The 16,495-nt window shown below is 71.0% G+C and carries 16 protein-coding genes; 12 read left to right on the top strand and 4 right to left on the bottom strand.

The window, feature by feature from the left end:
• Positions 1 to 95 precede the first annotated feature (95 nt).
• The 7 genes from gcvH to Manayef4_RS21070 all read left to right on the top strand — a co-directional run bounded on the left by gcvH (position 96) and on the right by Manayef4_RS21070 (position 5,861).
• Positions 96 to 476 carry a glycine cleavage system protein GcvH gene (gene gcvH, locus Manayef4_RS21100; protein ID WP_035908712.1) on the top strand — a complete coding sequence of 127 codons (381 nt, stop codon included), beginning with the start codon at positions 96 to 98 and terminating at the stop codon, positions 474 to 476.
• 293 nt (positions 477 to 769) lie between these two features.
• Complete coding sequence (locus tag Manayef4_RS21095) at positions 770 to 1,315, top strand: FHA domain-containing protein (RefSeq protein ID WP_009739506.1); 546 nt, start codon at positions 770 to 772, stop codon at positions 1,313 to 1,315.
• Between the two features lie 16 nt (positions 1,316 to 1,331).
• Positions 1,332 to 2,108, top strand: coding sequence for a MerR family transcriptional regulator (locus Manayef4_RS21090; protein WP_070133059.1), 777 nt, complete (start codon positions 1,332 to 1,334; stop codon positions 2,106 to 2,108).
• Positions 2,109 to 2,275: 167 nt separating this feature from the next.
• Positions 2,276 to 2,761 (top strand): bifunctional nuclease family protein, encoded by a 486-nt coding sequence (locus Manayef4_RS21085; protein WP_009739504.1) that lies wholly within the window; start codon positions 2,276 to 2,278, stop codon positions 2,759 to 2,761.
• Between the two features lie 574 nt (positions 2,762 to 3,335).
• Entirely contained in the window at positions 3,336 to 3,875 is a 540-nt protein-coding gene (locus Manayef4_RS21080; protein WP_139140174.1) for a MerR family transcriptional regulator, read from the top strand.
• Positions 3,876 to 3,930: 55 nt separating this feature from the next.
• Positions 3,931 to 5,055, top strand: coding sequence for a daunorubicin resistance protein DrrA family ABC transporter ATP-binding protein (locus tag Manayef4_RS21075; RefSeq protein WP_035941297.1), 1,125 nt, complete (start codon positions 3,931 to 3,933; stop codon positions 5,053 to 5,055).
• Complete coding sequence (locus Manayef4_RS21070) at positions 5,052 to 5,861, top strand: ABC transporter permease (protein ID WP_011435913.1); 810 nt, start codon at positions 5,052 to 5,054, stop codon at positions 5,859 to 5,861. Before Manayef4_RS21075 ends, Manayef4_RS21070 begins: the two co-directional genes overlap by 4 nt.
• Before the next feature lie 60 nt (positions 5,862 to 5,921).
• On the opposite strand, the gene Manayef4_RS21065 is transcribed toward Manayef4_RS21070, so the two are convergent.
• Positions 5,922 to 6,380 (bottom strand): hypothetical protein, encoded by a 459-nt coding sequence (locus tag Manayef4_RS21065; RefSeq protein WP_035730648.1) that lies wholly within the window; start codon positions 6,378 to 6,380, stop codon positions 5,922 to 5,924.
• A gap of 432 nt (positions 6,381 to 6,812) precedes the next feature.
• Between Manayef4_RS21065 and Manayef4_RS21060 the strand changes: the two genes are divergently transcribed.
• From Manayef4_RS21060 to Manayef4_RS21040, 5 genes are all read left to right on the top strand, one after another.
• Positions 6,813 to 9,929 carry an FtsK/SpoIIIE domain-containing protein gene (locus Manayef4_RS21060; RefSeq protein ID WP_254665780.1) on the top strand — a complete coding sequence of 1,039 codons (3,117 nt, stop codon included), beginning with the start codon at positions 6,813 to 6,815 and terminating at the stop codon, positions 9,927 to 9,929.
• 4 nt (positions 9,930 to 9,933) lie between these two features.
• On the top strand, positions 9,934 to 11,157 hold the full coding sequence (locus Manayef4_RS21055; RefSeq protein WP_070133057.1) for a hypothetical protein: 1,224 nt from the start codon (positions 9,934 to 9,936) through the stop codon (positions 11,155 to 11,157).
• Between the two features lie 6 nt (positions 11,158 to 11,163).
• Positions 11,164 to 11,427: a hypothetical protein gene (locus Manayef4_RS21050; protein ID WP_011435917.1), complete on the top strand. Its 264-nt coding sequence runs from the start codon at positions 11,164 to 11,166 to the stop codon at positions 11,425 to 11,427.
• A gap of 269 nt (positions 11,428 to 11,696) precedes the next feature.
• Complete coding sequence (locus Manayef4_RS21045; RefSeq protein WP_070133055.1) at positions 11,697 to 13,229, top strand: trehalose-6-phosphate synthase; 1,533 nt, start codon at positions 11,697 to 11,699, stop codon at positions 13,227 to 13,229.
• A gap of 163 nt (positions 13,230 to 13,392) precedes the next feature.
• Positions 13,393 to 13,593: a hypothetical protein gene (locus tag Manayef4_RS21040; RefSeq protein ID WP_023840511.1), complete on the top strand. Its 201-nt coding sequence runs from the start codon at positions 13,393 to 13,395 to the stop codon at positions 13,591 to 13,593.
• Between the two features lie 111 nt (positions 13,594 to 13,704).
• Here the strand turns inward: Manayef4_RS21040 and Manayef4_RS21035 are convergent, their stop codons facing one another.
• The 3 genes from Manayef4_RS21035 to Manayef4_RS21025 form a co-directional block, all read right to left on the bottom strand.
• Positions 13,705 to 14,262 carry a histidine phosphatase family protein gene (locus Manayef4_RS21035; protein WP_070133054.1) on the bottom strand — a complete coding sequence of 186 codons (558 nt, stop codon included), beginning with the start codon at positions 14,260 to 14,262 and terminating at the stop codon, positions 13,705 to 13,707.
• A 559-nt stretch (positions 14,263 to 14,821) separates the two neighbouring features.
• Positions 14,822 to 15,190 carry a WhiB family transcriptional regulator gene (locus tag Manayef4_RS21030; RefSeq protein ID WP_070133053.1) on the bottom strand — a complete coding sequence of 123 codons (369 nt, stop codon included), beginning with the start codon at positions 15,188 to 15,190 and terminating at the stop codon, positions 14,822 to 14,824.
• Positions 15,191 to 16,081: 891 nt separating this feature from the next.
• On the bottom strand, positions 16,082 to 16,453 hold the full coding sequence (locus tag Manayef4_RS21025; protein ID WP_035941325.1) for a rhodanese-like domain-containing protein: 372 nt from the start codon (positions 16,451 to 16,453) through the stop codon (positions 16,082 to 16,084).
• Between the last annotated feature and the right edge of the window lie 42 nt (positions 16,454 to 16,495).

The raw sequence follows: 16,495 nt of genomic DNA, 5'->3' as shown, positions 1-16,495 counted from the left end.
GTGGAGTTCACGGCGCGGCGCGGCACGGTATGGCGTCGGGCCGGGCGGCGCAGAGCGGTCCGCGCAGTGGTCAGAGCRAGGGGAGGCGATCTCCGGTGTACCCGGACGACCTGAAGTACACCCGTGAGCACGAATGGATCCGGCTCGACGGGAGCACGGCACGGGTCGGCATCACGTCCTACGCGCAGGAGGCGCTGGGCGACATCGTCTTTGTCTCTCTGCCCGACCTCGGCTCCGCGGTCCAGGCCGGTGAGTCCTTCGGAGAGGTCGAGTCGACCAAGAGCGTGTCCGAGATCTACGCGCCGATCGCCGGAGAGGTGACGGCGCGCAACGAGGCACTTGCCGGTGCGCCGGAACTGATCAACTCTGATCCCTATGGGGAAGGCTGGCTCGTCGAGCTCACGGTCGCGGATGTCGCCGACGTCACCGGCCTACTGACCGCCGAAGAGTACGCGGAGCACGTGAAGGAAAACTGAGAGTATCTGGTTTGTGCTTCTGGTGGGTGGTGGGCCACGCCACGCCGAACAACACGGGTCGCACTCTTTTCACGACCGTGCCCGCGATGCACTAGCCTCGGAGTGCACCGGGGCACGATCGTGGACGGCCCGACCGTCGCCATGTGATCATCCTGGTGATGGGGGTGGGCTGCGGACGTCTGGCTACCACCATCGCAGTGTTGGCAGAGACGTTCCCGCCGCCCGTCCGGTGGCGGCCGAAGCGGCTGGGGTACCCCGCCCGTGCGGGATCCCGGCAGGAAGCGGACGCGACTGTGTTCTGCACGAGGTGCGGACAGCAGAACCCGTCCGACGCGCTGTATTGCGCGCGGTGCGGGTCTCCTCTGGTACGTCCGGGTGAGCCCGTGGCGCCGGAGAGACCCGCGGAGCAGACGTCAACGCTGAACCTGGCGGCCGCGCTGTCCGGCATCGAGGGCGATCACGTCGACGAGTCGACCGAGCGGGACGCCGTGGCCGCCGTTGACGCGCTACCTCCCGGCTCGGCGTTGCTCGTCGTCAAGAGGGGGCCGAATGCGGGGAGTCGTTTTCTGCTGGACGCCGACATGACGACCGTCGGCCGCCATCCCGAGAGCGATATCTTCCTYGACGATGTGACCGTCTCCCGTCGGCATGCGGAGTTCCATCGCTCGCCGTACACCAAGGGCTTCTCGGTTCGCGACGTCGGGAGCCTGAACGGTACCTACCTCAACCGCGAGCGGATCGACTCGGCTGAGCTCACCAGCGGCGACGAGGTGCAGATCGGCAAGTTCCGACTGGTGTTCCTGACTGGCGCGAGCTACGGGGGGTCAGCGGCACGGTGACGAGGAAGGACCCACGGTGAGCGGCGGCCTCGCCGCGGCATCGTCGGCCCCGCGTTCGGGCGCAACGCGCTCGGACCAGGCCGGACAGAACGCGAAGGTGCTCAACATCGGCCAGGTTCTCGACCGTCTGCGGGCGGACTTCGCCGACATCACCCTGTCGAAGATCYGCTATCTCGAGGCGGAGGGACTCGTCGAACCCGCCCGTACCAGCGCGAACTACCGCAAGTACTCGGTCGACGACGTCGCCCGGCTCCGTTACGTCCTGCACGCGCAGCGGGAGCGCTTTCTTCCGCTGCGCGTGATCAAGGAGGAGCTGGCGTCGCTCGACCGCGGTGAGACCCCGGTGCATCGGCCTGGASCCCGCGCGCTGCCCCCGCATCCGGCCCCTACCGGCCTGGACGCGTTCCTCGGGGCGGAAAGGGTCAGAATGTCGCGCCGGGAGCTTCTCGCCGCCGCGGGGCTCGGCGACGAGGCCCTGACCGAGYTGGAACAGCACGGCCTGGTGGGTCCGATCGCCGGCGGCGGGTACTACGATTCCGACGCCCTGCTCGTCGCGCGGACCGTGGCGCTGCTGGCCGGCCACGGCGTGCAGCCCCGGCATCTGCGGGCCGCCCGTACGGTGGCCGACCGTGAGGCTGGTCTCATCGAGGCCGCCGTCGCCCCGTTGCGGGGCCAGCGCGGTGGTGAGGGTTCGGGACGGCACGCCGAGACCGCCGATGAGCTGGCGGCGTTGCTGGTCCGCTTGCACGCGGCCCTGTTGCGCTCCCGGCTGGCGGCGGGACGATCGAGTTGAGACCAAGGTGAGGAGGCTGTCGGGGCTGCGCTCGGAGTGCCTTGCCGGACAGCCGAACCGGTGGGCGCGCTGACGCCGGACGGAAGCGGGGATACTGTCTCCCCTGTGGGGTTTTCTGGCTCCGGTCACAACATCCCGCCCCGCCCCACCTGCGAGGAGGTAGATCGGTGCATCGGCTGGACATCGTCGGCGTGCGAGTCGAGCTTCCGTCGAAGCAGCCGATCGTCCTGCTCAAGGAGGTGGGCGGTGAGCGGTATCTGCCTATCTGGATCGGTGCTGTCGAGGCGACGGCGATCGCCTTCGCCCAGGAGGGCATCACGACGGCTCGACCTATGACCCATGACCTGATGCGGGACGTGTTGCGTGCGCTGCAGACGGACCTGACCCGGGTGACCATCACCGACCTTCAGGACGGCGTCTTCTTCGCCACGCTCGTGTTCGGCAACGGGGTGGAGGTCTCCGCCCGGCCGTCCGACGCGATCGCGTTGGCGATGCGGATGGGAGCGCCGGTCTACGGGGTCGAGGCGGTCCTGGCCGAGGCCGGGATCACCGTTCCCGAGGAACAGGAACAAGAACAGGAGAGCGAGCTGGAGAAGTTCCGGGAGTTCCTTGACACGATCTCCCCGGAGGATTTCAACACCCCCGGCTCCTGAGGTTTCCCGGCCCTTGGCGTGCCCGCCTGGGAGCAGGTCGGCCGCTGAGACTTTCAGCGAGCCGTGGCCGAGGTCGGCTGTGATCCACTGTGATCCACAGTGCGGGCAGTATCGGGGCGAGCTTCCGATTTGACCGATCTGTTGAATGGCGTCCGCTGGACTCCAGACACGCCGGCTTAGATCATTGAAGGARCCGCGCGTCGCTCCTACGGTCGGGAGAGCCCGACCGTAGAGTTCGTGCCCCTGCCCGCGGTAGACGTGGCGGAACGGGCTCTCTCCGGCTCTGACCTTGCCGGGCTGTGGCAACGGCGTGATGTGCTCTGCCCGGTTCCGTGCCGACGGGTGGACGGGCGGTCCCGGATCACGGGCACAGGGGTGCCACGTCGCGGCCTCGCCGGCCGTCGGTGGTCGGGGAGTCGTGCGGTCGAGGTGATCGTGGCAGGCCGCACGACAGTGGAAACGGTTCGATCGGGCCGGGTGTCCGGGATGGCGGCGTCGGGTGACGTCGGCGGTCGGGACGGATCCGGAACGGTCCAGAGGATGGGGCTGGCATGGCGGCGAAGTGCGTACAGCGATGATCGAACAGGGCCAGCTCTTTCCGGATGAGATTCCCGAACCGCCGGGGGACGACGTCGGGTACCGGGGGCCGACGGCTTGCGCCGCGGCGGGCATCACCTACCGCCAGCTCGACTACTGGGCTCGGACCGCTCTGGTCGTCCCCAGCGTCCGCGACGCGTCCGGTTCCGGCAGCCAACGGCTGTACTCCTTTCGTGACGTCCTGGTGCTGCGCGTGGTCCGCAAGCTGCTCGAGGCCGGTGTGTCGCTGCAGAACATCCGGGTGGCGGTGGAACATCTGCGTACCCGCGGCGTGGACGACCTGGCGCAGCTCACCCTGATCAGCGACGGCTCCACCGTGTACGAGTGCACCTCGGACGATCWGGTGATCGATCTTGTCCGGGGTRGACAGGGCGTGTTCGCCATCGCCGTCGGCCGAGCCCTGCGCGACATGYGTGGCCAGCTGGCCGAACTGCCCTGCGAGCGGCCTGGTCATCCGCCGGCGACCCATCCCGGCGACGAGCTGGCCAGTCGTCGGATCCGGCGGAGCTCGGCCTAGCCCCCCGCCCTTATTCGGTYCCGAACTGTCGGTGGTTCGTCRTACGGTCCGCCTCGTGACAGACAACCCGACGGTCCTCACCGAGGGCCTGCAGAAGAGCTACGGCGGCAAACGAGCGCTGGTGGGCCTGGACCTGCGGGTCGATGCCGGCACCGTGCACGGTGTGCTGGGGCCCAACGGAGCCGGCAAGACGACGGCGGTACGCATCCTGTCGACCCTGCTGCGCCCGGACGGCGGCCAGGCCAGGGTCCTCGGTCTGGACGTCGTCCGGCAGGCGGACGCGCTGCGTGCCCGGATCGGTCTGACCGGCCAGTACGCGGCGGTCGACGAGCGGCTCACCGGCCTGGAGAACCTGGAGATGTTCGGGCGGCTCTACCGTCTGCGCAGCCGCGTCGCGCGGGCCCGCGCGGTCGAGCTGCTCGAGCGGTTCGAGCTCGCCGAGTCGGCCGGTCGGCAGGCGCGTACCTACTCGGGCGGGATGCGGCGGCGGCTCGATCTCGCGGCCAGTCTGATCATCAACCCGGCGGTGCTGTTCCTCGACGAGCCGACCACCGGRCTGGATCCCCGCAGCCGCTCGGCGATGTGGAGGGTGATCGCCGATCTGGTGCGGGACGGCACGACGGTCCTGCTCACGACGCAGTACCTGGAGGAGGCCGACCGGCTGGCCCACCGGATCTCGGTGGTCGACGGCGGCCGGGTCATCGCGCGGGGTACCCCGAACGAGCTGAAGTCGCAGGTCGGTGGCGACCGGCTGGACATCGTCGTCGGTGGTGACGCCGCCGAGGATGTCCAGGCCGCCCGGGCGGTGCTCGCCCGGTTCGGATCCGGCGCGGCGACGGCCGACGGGGAGACGCGTCGGGTCAGTGTGCCGGTACCGGGCGCGAGCGTGCTGTCCGATGTGGTCCGGGGTCTCGACGAGCTGGGGGTGCCGATTTCCGACGTCGCCCTGCACCGGCCGTCGCTGGACGACGTCTTCCTCGCCATGACCGGGCGCGCTTCGGCCGGCAGCGAGACGCCGCCCGCACGTGCGGGCGGCGACGGCCGTGGCGACACCGGCAACCCTGATGACCGGGATGACCGGGATGACCGGGATGACCGGGATGACCGGGACGACCGGGATGACAAGGACGACCGGGATGACAAGGATGACAAGGATGACAAGGACATGGTGACCATATGAGCACCATCGAGCTGACTCCGGCGGGGCGCGGGCGGCTGTCGTGGGCCGTCGCTGACGCGTGGGTGATGTGCCGGCGCAATCTGATCCAGACCTGGCGGATACCCGAGCTCGTCATCTTCGCGACCATCCAGCCGGTCATGTTCGTCCTGCTGTTCACCTACGTCTTCGGTGGCGCGATCAACGTGGGTGACGGGGTCAAGTACGTGGACTACCTGATGCCGGGCATCTTCCTACAGACGGTGATCTTCGGGTCGATGTTGACCGGCGTGGGGCTGGCGGAGGACCGTCAGCGGGGCCTGATCGACCGGTTCCGTTCCCTTCCCATGAGCCGGTCGGCGCTGCTCACCGGCCGTACCCTGGCCGATCTCGCCCGCAACGTCTTCATCGTCGTGGTGATGCTTCTGGTAGGTCTGGCCGTGGGATTCCGGTTCGGGGAGACCACGGTGCCGGCGGCGCTGGCCGGGTTCGGRCTGATGCTGTTGTTCTCGTACGCCTTCTCCTGGCTGTCCGCCGTCATCGGGCTGTCGGTGAGTAGCGCGGAGGCGGCGCAGTCGGCGGGATTCATCTGGATTTTCCCGCTGGTCTTCGCCAGCTCGGCCTTCGCCCGGGTGGAGACCATGCCGGGCTGGCTGCAGGCGTTCGCCCGGCATCAGCCGGTGACGGTGACCGTCGACGCCGTGCGGGCGTTGTTCCTCGGCGGTCCGGTCGTCTCCGTCCTCCTGCAGTCCCTCGCCTGGTGTCTGGGTCTGTTGGTGGTGTTCGGGCCGTTCGCCGCGCGCGTGTACCGGCGGTCGGCCTCGCGCTGACCGGCGGGCCCGACCGCCGGACGCGGGCCGTACCCGACATCGCCGAGGCGCGGCTCATGGTCAGGTGCGGCCCTCGGTCTCCTGGGCGTTGCCCAGCGTCGCCTCGTAGGCGAGCCATTCGGCCCGCAGGACCGGCCAGCCGTCGGCGCGCAGCAGGTCCACCACGGCGGGGTCGTCGTCGACCACGACGGCGACCCGACGGCCGGCGCCGAGCTCGCGAAGTTCGGCGCGTTTGAACACCCGAGCCGGCCGACGGTCGGCGTCCGGACGCATCCGCAGCTCACCCGGCGGCAGATCCTGCTCGGTCAGCCAGCGCCGCGTCGCCTCTCTGGAACGCTCCGGCCGGCCGGTCAGCCATACCACCTCGTGGTCTCGGGCCAGCTTGCGGGCCAGTTCCACCCCTTCGGCCAGGGGGGGATCGGCGGGCGCCGCCGCGAAGAACGCCTCCCAGTCGCTGGGACTGGCGCGCAGGAAGCGCAATCGGTGTCGGACGTCGGCCACCACCCCGTCGACGTCGATGACGGCGAGCGGTCGCTGTTTCGCCGCCGTACCTGCCGTACCTGCCGTACCTGCCGGACCCGCCGTCTCCGTGCGGCCCGCCGTGTCAGCCGTGTCAGCCGCGTCCGTCACCGACGTTCCCTTTCCACCTGCTCATCGCCGACCTTCGCCCCTTCGATCGGTGCGCTGGCTTACCTGACCGGGACGGTTGCCCCGACGGATCATTGAACACGCGCGGCGCCGTTGGTTTGGTGCCGGTCGGGGGTGGCCCGCTCGGGTGGTCCCGGCGTCGCCGTCGTCCGGAACGGCCAGGCGGCGGGTGGTTGTACCGATAACGTCGCCGATGTCGTCGCATGCTTTCGTCCGGCGATGTCCCTGTGTCCAGACCGTCGCGCCGGCAGGCCAGTTCGGCCGGTCGGCGCGTTCTGGGATGTTTGCTCCGTCGGACGTGTCATGGTCGTCGGGGGGCTCGACGCCGAGCACGGCAACACACAGTGTGGGGAGGTCGACGTGTCGGGTACCCGGCGGGCGCGCACGCTCGTGGCCGGCATCCAGTCCTCGCTGGGGGCGGCACTGGCGCTCGCCGACCGGCTGGATGAGCAGGCGGACCGGATCGAGACCGAGGTGGGCTCCGGTGCTTCCGGGAAGGCCGGTGCCTCGGGGAAGGCCGGTGGCCCCGGTGAGTCCGGCGCGGGGCGGCTCGACGTCGCCGGGGAGCTCGCCCGGGCCGCCGTGATCGCCCGTTCCCGGGCGCGTGGATTCGCCGGCGCGTCCTGGGCGGCGCCCGACTGGCGGCACGGCCCCTTCGGCGTCGCCCCGGTCGGCGACCGGGCTCGTTTCCGGCCCGCTCTGTGGCAGGTCGGTCAGGTCATCGTGCCGCCCGACGATCCCACGGCGCAGCACCGGACGGTGCCACTGGCCATCCCGCTGCTGGACGGCCTGAACCTGCGGATCGAGACGACCCGGTCCAGCCGGCCCGCCGCGGTCGACCTCGTGCGTGGCCTGCTGACCCGCGTCCTCGCCGCGGCGCCGGCCGGGTGGGTCCGACTCGTCGTCTACGATCCCCACGAGTTCGGTGCCGGGCTCGCCGGCTTTGCGCCGCTGCGTGCCGCCGGTGTGGCCACCCCCACGCTCACGACGCGGGCCCGGCTCGAGGAGGTCCTCGCGGAGCTGTCGGCGGAGGTGGGAAGAATCACCGTGGACCGGCTCGGTGGCCGGTTCGACTCGTTGCGGGAGCGGGAGGAGGCCGGGCTTCCGCGTTCGGAGCCCTGGCGCGTCCTGGTGCTGCTTGGTGAGCCCCGGCTGCACGACGAGGGCGCGCGGGCGCTCGCCGCCATCGCGGCCCAGGGCCCGTCCTGCGGGGTGGTGGTGATCTCCATCGTGGAGGTCCGGCCGTCCGGCGTGGAGCCGGTCCTGGGCGGCTCGCGAGACGATCCCGATGCGGTGACGCCGCTGGATCCCGACGTCGGCGGTCTGGGAGCCGACGAGGACGAGGACTCGGTGACGGAACCCCTGCCGAGGTCGGTGGTGTTCACCGCGGTCGAGCTCCTCGCCGATCGGCCGGGATGGCGCGGGGCCGCCGCGGGAGGCTGGCGCACGTCGCTGACCGGTCTGCTGCGGGTCGAGCTGGACCCGCCGCCGCACTCCATGCTGGTCGCAGCGGTCGCGGCTCAGGTCGCCGCGGCGGCCACCCGGGAGGCCGCCCGCCCGCCCGCCATCAGCGACATGCTGCCCCGCGGCCTGTGGGAGTTCGACAGCGCAGCCGGGGTGGGTGTCGAGGTGGCGCAGGGCCCCGACGGGCCGGTGGGGTTCACCTTCGACGACGACACCGTGCACGCCCTCGTCGGCGGCCAGGCCGGGTCGGGCAAGTCGACGTTGCTCCTCGACGTGATCTACGGGATCGCCGCGCGTTACGGGCCCGACCAGGTCCGCTTCCATCTGCTCGACTTCAAGGAGGGGCTGGAGTTCGCCCAGTTTGCCGCCGGTCCGACGGACCCGTTCTACCTGCCGCACGCCGACACCGTCGGCATCGAGAGCGACCGCGAGTTCGGCGTCGCGGTGCTGCGGGCGGTCCGTGAACAGATGCGCCGCCGCGCCGTGGCGATGCGCGCGGTCGGCGCCCGCGACCTGCGAGGCCTGCGGGCGGCCGACCGGAGCTCGGCCTGGCCGCGGATCATCGTCGTGGTCGACGAGTTCCAGGTGATGCTCACCCCGATGGACTCGGTGGCGCGGGAGGCCGTCGCGCACCTGGAGGTCCTGGCCCGCCAGGGCCGCGCCTACGGGGTCCATCTGCTGCTCGCCAGCCAGACGCTGTCCGGTATCGACGCGCTCGATGCCACCGCCGGGAAGCGTGGTTCGATCTTCGGGCAGTTCGCGTTGCGCGTGGCGCTGCGTACCTCGATCTCGGAGTCACGGGTCCTGCTGTCCACGGCGAACGAGGCTGCCGGCGCGCTCTCGGGCGTCGGGGAGGCTATCGTCAACCGGCGCAACGGCCATCCTGCGGGCAACGAACTCGTCCGGGTCGCCTTCCCGGATCCGGCGGCGATAGGCGTGCTGCGTGGGCGGCTGGCGGCCACGACCGCGCGCAGTGTGCCGAATGCGAGGCCCCCGCGGGTCTTTGCTGGTCACRCCCCCGCGGTTCTTGACGACAACCCGATCTACCAGGCGTTGGACGGGCGTCCGGCGCCGACGGCCGTCGAGGCGGTTGCGGCCGAAGCGATCATCGGCGACGGTGGCGAAACCGGTCCGAGCCTGCTGGCGGGCGATGCGTCGCCGGGGCGTGCTTGCGGTTCCGGGAGCGGCTCAGGGGACGGTGCCGAGAACGATGTCGATCCCCTCGCGCTGGTTGGCGTGCCCCTGGACCTCGCGCCGCCCGCGGTCGGGGTACGGCTCGCCGCGCTGCCCGGCCGGCATCTCGCCGTGCTCGGTCCGCTGCGTCGGGAGGCGGTCGGCATCCTGCAGGCGGCGGCGGCCAGCGTCGCCGCGCAGGTCCCGGCCGGTGGACTGGTGGTCGAGATCATCGTCGCGGAGCCGATGGCGCTCGCCGCCGCGGAGGTGCTCGCGGCGCGCGTGCGCCGGGCCGGGCATCCCGTTCGGGTCGCCGATGTCACCGGCCTGCGGTCGGTGCTGGCCGGTGCCGCCGACGAGACCCGTGTCCGGGAGGAGTCCGCACTCACCGGCAGCGTGGGCCCGGTCGCGCCGCCGCTGCGGCTCGTCGTCGTCTTTGCGATGGACGCTGGCCGGGCCGGGCTGGAGGCGCGTGACCCGGTGACCCGTCGCACCGGACTGGACGACCTGCGCACGCTCACCCGCCGGGGACCGGCGCAGCGCGTGCACCTGCTGGGCTGGTGGCGGGGAGTGTCCCGGCTGGCCGAGGACCTCGGTCCGGGTAACCGGGACGACATCGCCGCGTGGGTGGCGGCCGGGGTACCCGGCAGCGACCTGTTCGTCCTGGCCGGACACCGGTCGGTGACCGGTGGGACCATGCCGAATCGGGCGGTCCTGTTCGACCGGCACGTCCAGGCCGAACCGCGCACCGTGGTGCCGTTCGCGCCGTTGGATCAGGGGTAGTCCGATGCGGACCGACGACGGGGCGGGAAGCGACGGCGACGTGGCGGCTGTCGGCGACGTGGCGGCTGTCGGCGACGTGGGGATCGACGGCCGAGCAGGCGCCGGGAGAGGACGGAACGGGATCGTGGCTGGATCTGTGCCGGTGGATGCGTCCGATCTCGCCGACCTGTTCGGCGACGCGGGCCTTGGCGACGCGGGCCTTGGCGACGCGGGCCTTGGCGACCCGGATCTTGACGATCCGGCCAAGGCGGCGATGCAGTACCGGCGCCTGCTCGGTGCGTCCGACGAGGCCCGGGCCCGGGCCGGCCGCGACGCCCGCGACCGACGGCAGGACGGCCGGGCGGCCGCGCGTCGGCACCGGGRCGCCGCCCAGGACATCCGGGCCAGGGTCCGCAGTGTCTGGGACCAGGTCGCCGAGCCCCTCGCCCAGTATGGGCTCACCGAGCTCGACCAGCTGCGCTCGGCGGCCGGCGACGCCTCGGCCGAAGCGGCTGCCGCCGTCCCGCGGGTCGGCCTGGCGAAGAAGGGGACGGCGGATCGCGGCCTCTACCGCGACGGGGGCGGGTACGTCCCGGCCGAACCGGGCGATCGGCGGGGCCGATCATTGGCACAGGCCGGACGGGAGGCCGACCGCACGGGACGGGGGCTCGCGCGGCAGCGGCACCGGTCGGATGGCCTGCCGCTGGGGGCGGGCCGGGCTGCGCGGGATGGCCGCGCCGGCGGCCCGCACGAGCCGTCCGCCGCGCAGGTGGACCCGCGGACCGCGCCGCGCCAGGCATACGAGCTCTGCCTGGACGCGATGAGCAAGGCCGCCGAGCTGCGGGCCGTCTCCAAGGGCACCGGCCCGGCGTCGGCCGGGCTGCTGACCGCCCTCGCCTGCCTGCTCATCCTCGGGATCGTCGGACTTCTGCGGGCCTTCGTCGCCGCGCCCGCGCTGCCATGCCTGGTCGGGTCGACAGTGGCCGCCGCCGTTCTGGTCGCCCTCGGGGCCGGCGGCGAGGATGGGGCGAAGGCGGTGTTGCGGGCGGGCACCCTGGGCGCGGGCACGGCCGCGGTGATGGTGCTGGCTACGTTCCGGCTCGCCCCGATGGAACCGGTCGGGGTGATCGCGTCGCTGGCCGCGCTCGCGGTGGCGGTCCGCTTCGGTCTCGGCCTCGGCGGCGGGCAGGCTTCGGCCGGCGCATCGAAGAGCGGTGGTTCCAGGAGCGGTGGTTCCAGGAAGGGATGAGGACGGGTGTCAGGCACGATCGCCGACGTCAAGGCGCAGCTCGACGAGGCGTTCCGGCGCACCGAGGAGGTGGCCGGGCAGTTGGAGGGCGCGCTKAGCATGATCGAGGAGGCGCAGGCGATGGTGATCGCGGCGACCGACGGCAGTGAGCACCGTGCGGTCGAACAGTTGACCAGCGCGCTGGTGGAGACACGCGACACATTGCAGACGTCGCTGGCGTCGTTGGGATCGGCCGTGCAGGAGGTTCGGGACTACCGGGACGGTCTGTAGACGGCTGGGGTGAGGCACGGCACGCCTCCCGACGTGGGACGGGATCTCCCCGTTGCGGCTTGCCKGGGCATCTGATTACAGGAGGACACCTTTCGGGTGAGAGCAGTAACCAGATGAAGGTCTGGGTAACAACGTCCTAGCCGCGTTGCAACGCGGTGCATCCGAAAGCCGGGCTTACTACAGTCCGGATTGTCCCCGTGCGCTCGGGCGCTCGGGTTCAGCGGTGCCGGACGCCGAGTACCGCCCGTGACCAGGAGGCCGCATCCGCCGTGTCGGACTTCAACCCGCTCGACCTGTCGCTCGACCTGCCGCTCGTGCTGCTGTCYAATCGCGGTCCGGTCAGGTTCGACCGGGACGCCACCGGTCGTACCGTCACCRGGGGGGCGGGCGGCCTCGTCTCGGCCCTGTCCGGACTCGCCGAGCATCTCGACGACGCGGTGTGGGTGTGCGGCGCAGCCAGCGAGGAGGACGTYGCCGTCGCCGGGGAGAGCGCCGGGAGCTCCATCCTCGTCCAGACCTATCCCTCGCCCCGGCTCGTGGAGGGCGACCCGGACGGCCCCGCCATCCGGGTCCGGCTCGTCGTTACCGATCCGACCGCCTACGCCGACTTCTACAGCGTGTGGTCCAACCCGGTCCTGTGGTTCATCCAGCACGGCCTCTACGGCCGGTCGCTGTCACCGGTGTTCACCCGGGCCGAGCACGACGCCTTCGAGAACGGCTACGCGGCGGTCAACCGGGCCTACGCCGACGCGGTGGTTGACGAGGTGCGCGCGCGGGGTGGCAAGGCGCTTGTCCTGCTGCAGGACTACCACTTCTACCTCGTGGCTGACTGGGTGCGGGAGCAGTGCCCGGATGCGGTGCTCACGCATTTCATCCACATTCCCTGGCCGGGGCCGGACGAGTGGCGCATCCTGCCCGCCGACATCCGGGAGCGACTACTGCGCGGGCTGCTCGGTAGTGATGTGGTCGGTTTCCATACCCGGCGCTACGCCCGCAACTTCGTCCTGTGCGCCCAGGAGCTGCTCGGCCTGCCGATCGACCTGGAGCAGCTGACGGTGACGGTGGCGGATCGGGTGGTCCGCGCCCGGTACCACCCGATCTCGGTCGACCCGGCGGCGCTGGACGCTACGCAGGCCTCTGAGGAGGTGGCGGCGCATGTRGCGATGCTGCGCTACATCTTCCTCGACGATGACCGTCAGCTCATCCTGCGGGTGGACCGCACCGACCCCAGCAAGAACGTCGTGCGTGGCTTTCTGGCCTTCGGCACCCTACTCGATCAGCATCCGGAGCTGGTGGGCAAGGTCAGCTTCCTGGCGCTGCTGCAGCCCAGCCGCACCGACGTGCCGGAGTACGCCGACTACATCGCCCTGATCGGCGCGGTCGTCGCGGAGATCAACGCCCGGCATACCAAGGAGGGGCGCCAGCCGATCGACCTGCGGATGGTCGAGGACTTCCCGCTCGCCGTGGCGGCCTACTCCATCTGTGACGTTCTGATCGTCAACGCGATCGCCGACGGGATGAACCTGGTCGCGAAGGAGGTCGCGGTCGTCAACCGGCGTGGCGGCGTGCTGGCGCTGTCGGAGATGGCCGGGGCGCACGAGGAGCTGGGCGAGTTCGCCGTTACCCTGCACCCCTTCGACGTGCAGCAGATGGCCGACGCCCTGTACACCGCGCTGACGATGCCGATGGAGGAGCGCCATCGTCGGCTCGCCGCGGCCGCCAGACAGGTCCGCACCCACGACGTGCGGCGCTGGCTCGACGACCAGTTGGTGGACTTGCGGCGGGTCGCCGGATTCGGGTGACCGGGCTCCCGGCGCGGGAAGGGAATGGCAAGATCGGGCAGAATGGCGAGATTGGGCAAAGGTACATCGCCATCCGGGATCGGACATGCCGATCGCGGGTAGTCTCGCACCGGAAAACGATGTGCATCGGGTCGCCGGGCGGCCCCGATGAGGACGAACGGGAGTGGACGTGGCTAGTGAGACCGGTCACCACAAGGCCAACACGGGTTCGTGGGCCGCGGTACTTCTGATCATCGTAGGCTTTGTTGTCGGGACGTTCGCCCTCCCGCTCGCCTCGGTGCCGTTGTGGATCGCGGCTGGCGCACTGCTGGTCGTTGGCGGCGTCTTCGCCCTCGCATCCAAGATCATGGAGCAGGCCTACTGAGTGCAGTGCCGATCTGGTTCACGAGGCCTGGCGCGGCACCTACCAGTTCATCGGGCTGCCGCGCCGCGGCGCTCGGCCGCCGGCCGAGCTCAGGCCGGCGGCGTTCCCGACTCAGGCCGGCGGGCCGGGTTTCGGGGCCCCTGCCGGTCCGACGGCCTCCCGCAGGCCCCGCGGCGTGACGAAGGAGACGAGCCGGGCCGAGTCCTGACCCAGCTCCGCCCAGCGCGTAACGGTCAGATCCTGGATGGCGAGTGCCGCCGTCGGAAACGTGGAGATCCGGTATCGCTCGGCCGGGGGCAGCAGGGCCACGGCCAGCGTGTGGATACCGGGATTGTGCCCGACGAGCATCACGCTGGGCACTCCGTCGTCGATCTCACGCAGCCGGTCCAGCAGGTCCTGCGCCTCGGCCAGATAGAGCCGGTCCTCGGTCAGGACCGGGACGTTCGGGGGGAGCGCATCCGCGAGGCCCTCGACGGTCTGCCGGGTCCGCAGCGCGGAGGAGCACAGAATGAGGTCGGGCGCGAGCTTGTTGTCCGTGAGGTAGCGCGAGATGAGCTCGCAGCCCCGCCGGCCCGATCCGGACAGCGGTCGATCGGCGTCGTGGATTGACCCTTCGGCCCAGTCCGACTTTGYGTGCCGCAGCAGAAGAAGGCGCCGCCGTGGTTTCACGAGCGAACTCTCCGCCGTACGGGGAGGAAATCGACGGCGCGACGTCCGTCGCGTTCCAGCCGGAATTGCCGTTCCAGCCGGAGTTGCCGGGAATCCGTACCTGGCGTGGCGGGCGCGGAACGGCGAGCAGGACCCTGCAGGGCTGGTTCGATATAAAGTATGATATTCAGGGAAAAGAATTTTCCGGCGAATTTCCCAGGGTCTATCTGTGGCAGCACGGCCCGGGGTTTCTTGCCGCCACCGCCCGGATCGTCGAATCCGGCCTCGCCGGGAGCCATACCCGTGYCCACCGCGCCCTCCCGCGTCCGGTCCCCGCGCCGCCGCGCCGCACGCCCCGCGGCGTGAGGTGATGACATGCAGACTGCCCAGGATGGGCCGGGTCCGTCAATGAGGTATGGCCCGACCGGATAGCGAGGGCGTCGCGGCCGAGCCGTCTGGAACCATGATCCTGATCATCGCCGCCGATATCCGGGCAGATCGGCMGGCGTGAGGAGCCACCGCGTGACCAGGGGGCGATCACCGCTGCGGGACGCGCCCGGGGTCACCGGGCGCGGTCCGCTCAGCTCGCGACCGACACGGACAGCAGCAGCCGGTCGGCGAAGACCAGGGCGTCGTCCGCGCTCAGCCGCCCGCGGGGGACGACGGAAGCACGCTCGTCCGAGGTCAGGCCGCCCCACACCCCGTGCTCTTCCTGACAGAAGATCGCGGTGGCCAGGCATGGGCGCTGCACCGGGCAGTCGGAGCAGATCTTGCGGGCCCGCCTCTCGGCCGCGGCCCGGGCTTTCGTGTTGCGGCCGTCCGGCRGGAAGAATGCGTCCGGGTCGCCGTCGCGGCATGCCGYTTCCTGGCGCCAGTAGGCGGGCCAACCAGCTCCGAACGGCTGTGGCGGCAGATCACGGCCGGGAAGAACCGGGACGCCGGCGCTCATCGTGCACCGCCGGACACGTGGTGACACGCGGCGGACAGGGAGCTGAGCGTGGCGAAGCTTCGAGCGGGTAGCACGCTGGGCTGACTGGGCATACCGTCTCCTGCTGACGTTGCAAAGGCGGACACACTGCTTTTCCAGACCGCCGAATCCGGTGTTGCCTACACCCAGACAGGCAGGTCGACCTGGTCGAGCCGAGAAGCCCTCGGGCGTTCCGGGTGGAATCCGTCGACGCTGCCTTTTCGGTTGGCCTACCGTGGCCGGAGCCCCGCTCGGAAACGATCCCGTCTCGTCTCGTTAACCGAGGAACGTAGACGTCTCTCGACCGGATAGCAAGGGTTCCGGAACGCGGACGTCCGGGGCTCCGTACCGGCGTGTGCCGAGGTAGATGGTCACGCACCGTGCGCGTTCCGAGATGACTGCCGTCGGGCGGGATCGGTGTTGCCGTCGGTCGGGCTCGGTCGCCACGGCGGCCGGTGCCGGGCTCGCCGGGTACCRCCGGATGGGCGGGGAAGCGCTACTGGACAGCGGAAACAGCCTGCATGAAGATCGTTGCCGGATGGCCGGCGCGGCCCGGGAGGGGCGTCGGCGGGGCATCGTCGATCAAGGTTGGAGCGGTACCCGGGTTCGATTGCGTACGGGTGACGATCCCGCGAAGGTCCGCTTACCCCGGTTCTCGGGGGATGATTTCGGTAGAGAAATGTGCGCAGAACCACATCCGATGCTTTTGCCGCTGCATGCGCCCCTGACCTCTGCGGGGTGCAGGGGCGGCGATGACGTGGCCGGCACGACCGGGATCCCCCCGGGTAGACCCCCCGGGTAGACCCCCTGGGTAAACCCGCCGGCCCGGTCGAAGCCGGTCGAAGCCTCGGTCGGGCCGGCGGGTCGCGGCGGTCAGCGGGCCGGGCAGGTGGGGAGCCCGGTCGCCGCCCAGCCGTGGAATCCGCCGATCACGTCGGTGGCGCGCCACAGGCCGAGCTGTCGCAACGAGTCGGCTGCGAGGCTGGAGGTGTAACCCTCTGAGCAGATCACGATGACCTGCAGATCGTCCCCCGTCGCCAGTGGCAGGCACGCGTCGCTGGTGGGGTCGAACCGCCATTCGAGGACGTTGCGCTCCACGATGACGGCGCCGGGGATCTCCCCCTCCGCGGCGCGTTGCGCCGCGGGTCGGATGTCGACCAGCACCGCGTCGCCGTTCTCGGCCAGGGCACGCGCGGCCTGCGCCGGTTCGAGTCGGTGCAGCCGGGACCGGGCCGCCGCGAGCATCGCGTCAATCCGGCTCGGTGGTGTGGCTGTGGCGTGCTCGGT

This window comes from Frankia sp. CgMI4 (assembly GCF_001756285.1).
Classification (GTDB): Bacteria; Actinomycetota; Actinomycetes; order Frankiales; family Frankiaceae; genus Frankia; species Frankia casuarinae.
The sequence above is the reverse complement of the archived record's forward strand: the minus strand, read 5'-3'. Positions and strand labels throughout refer to the sequence as shown.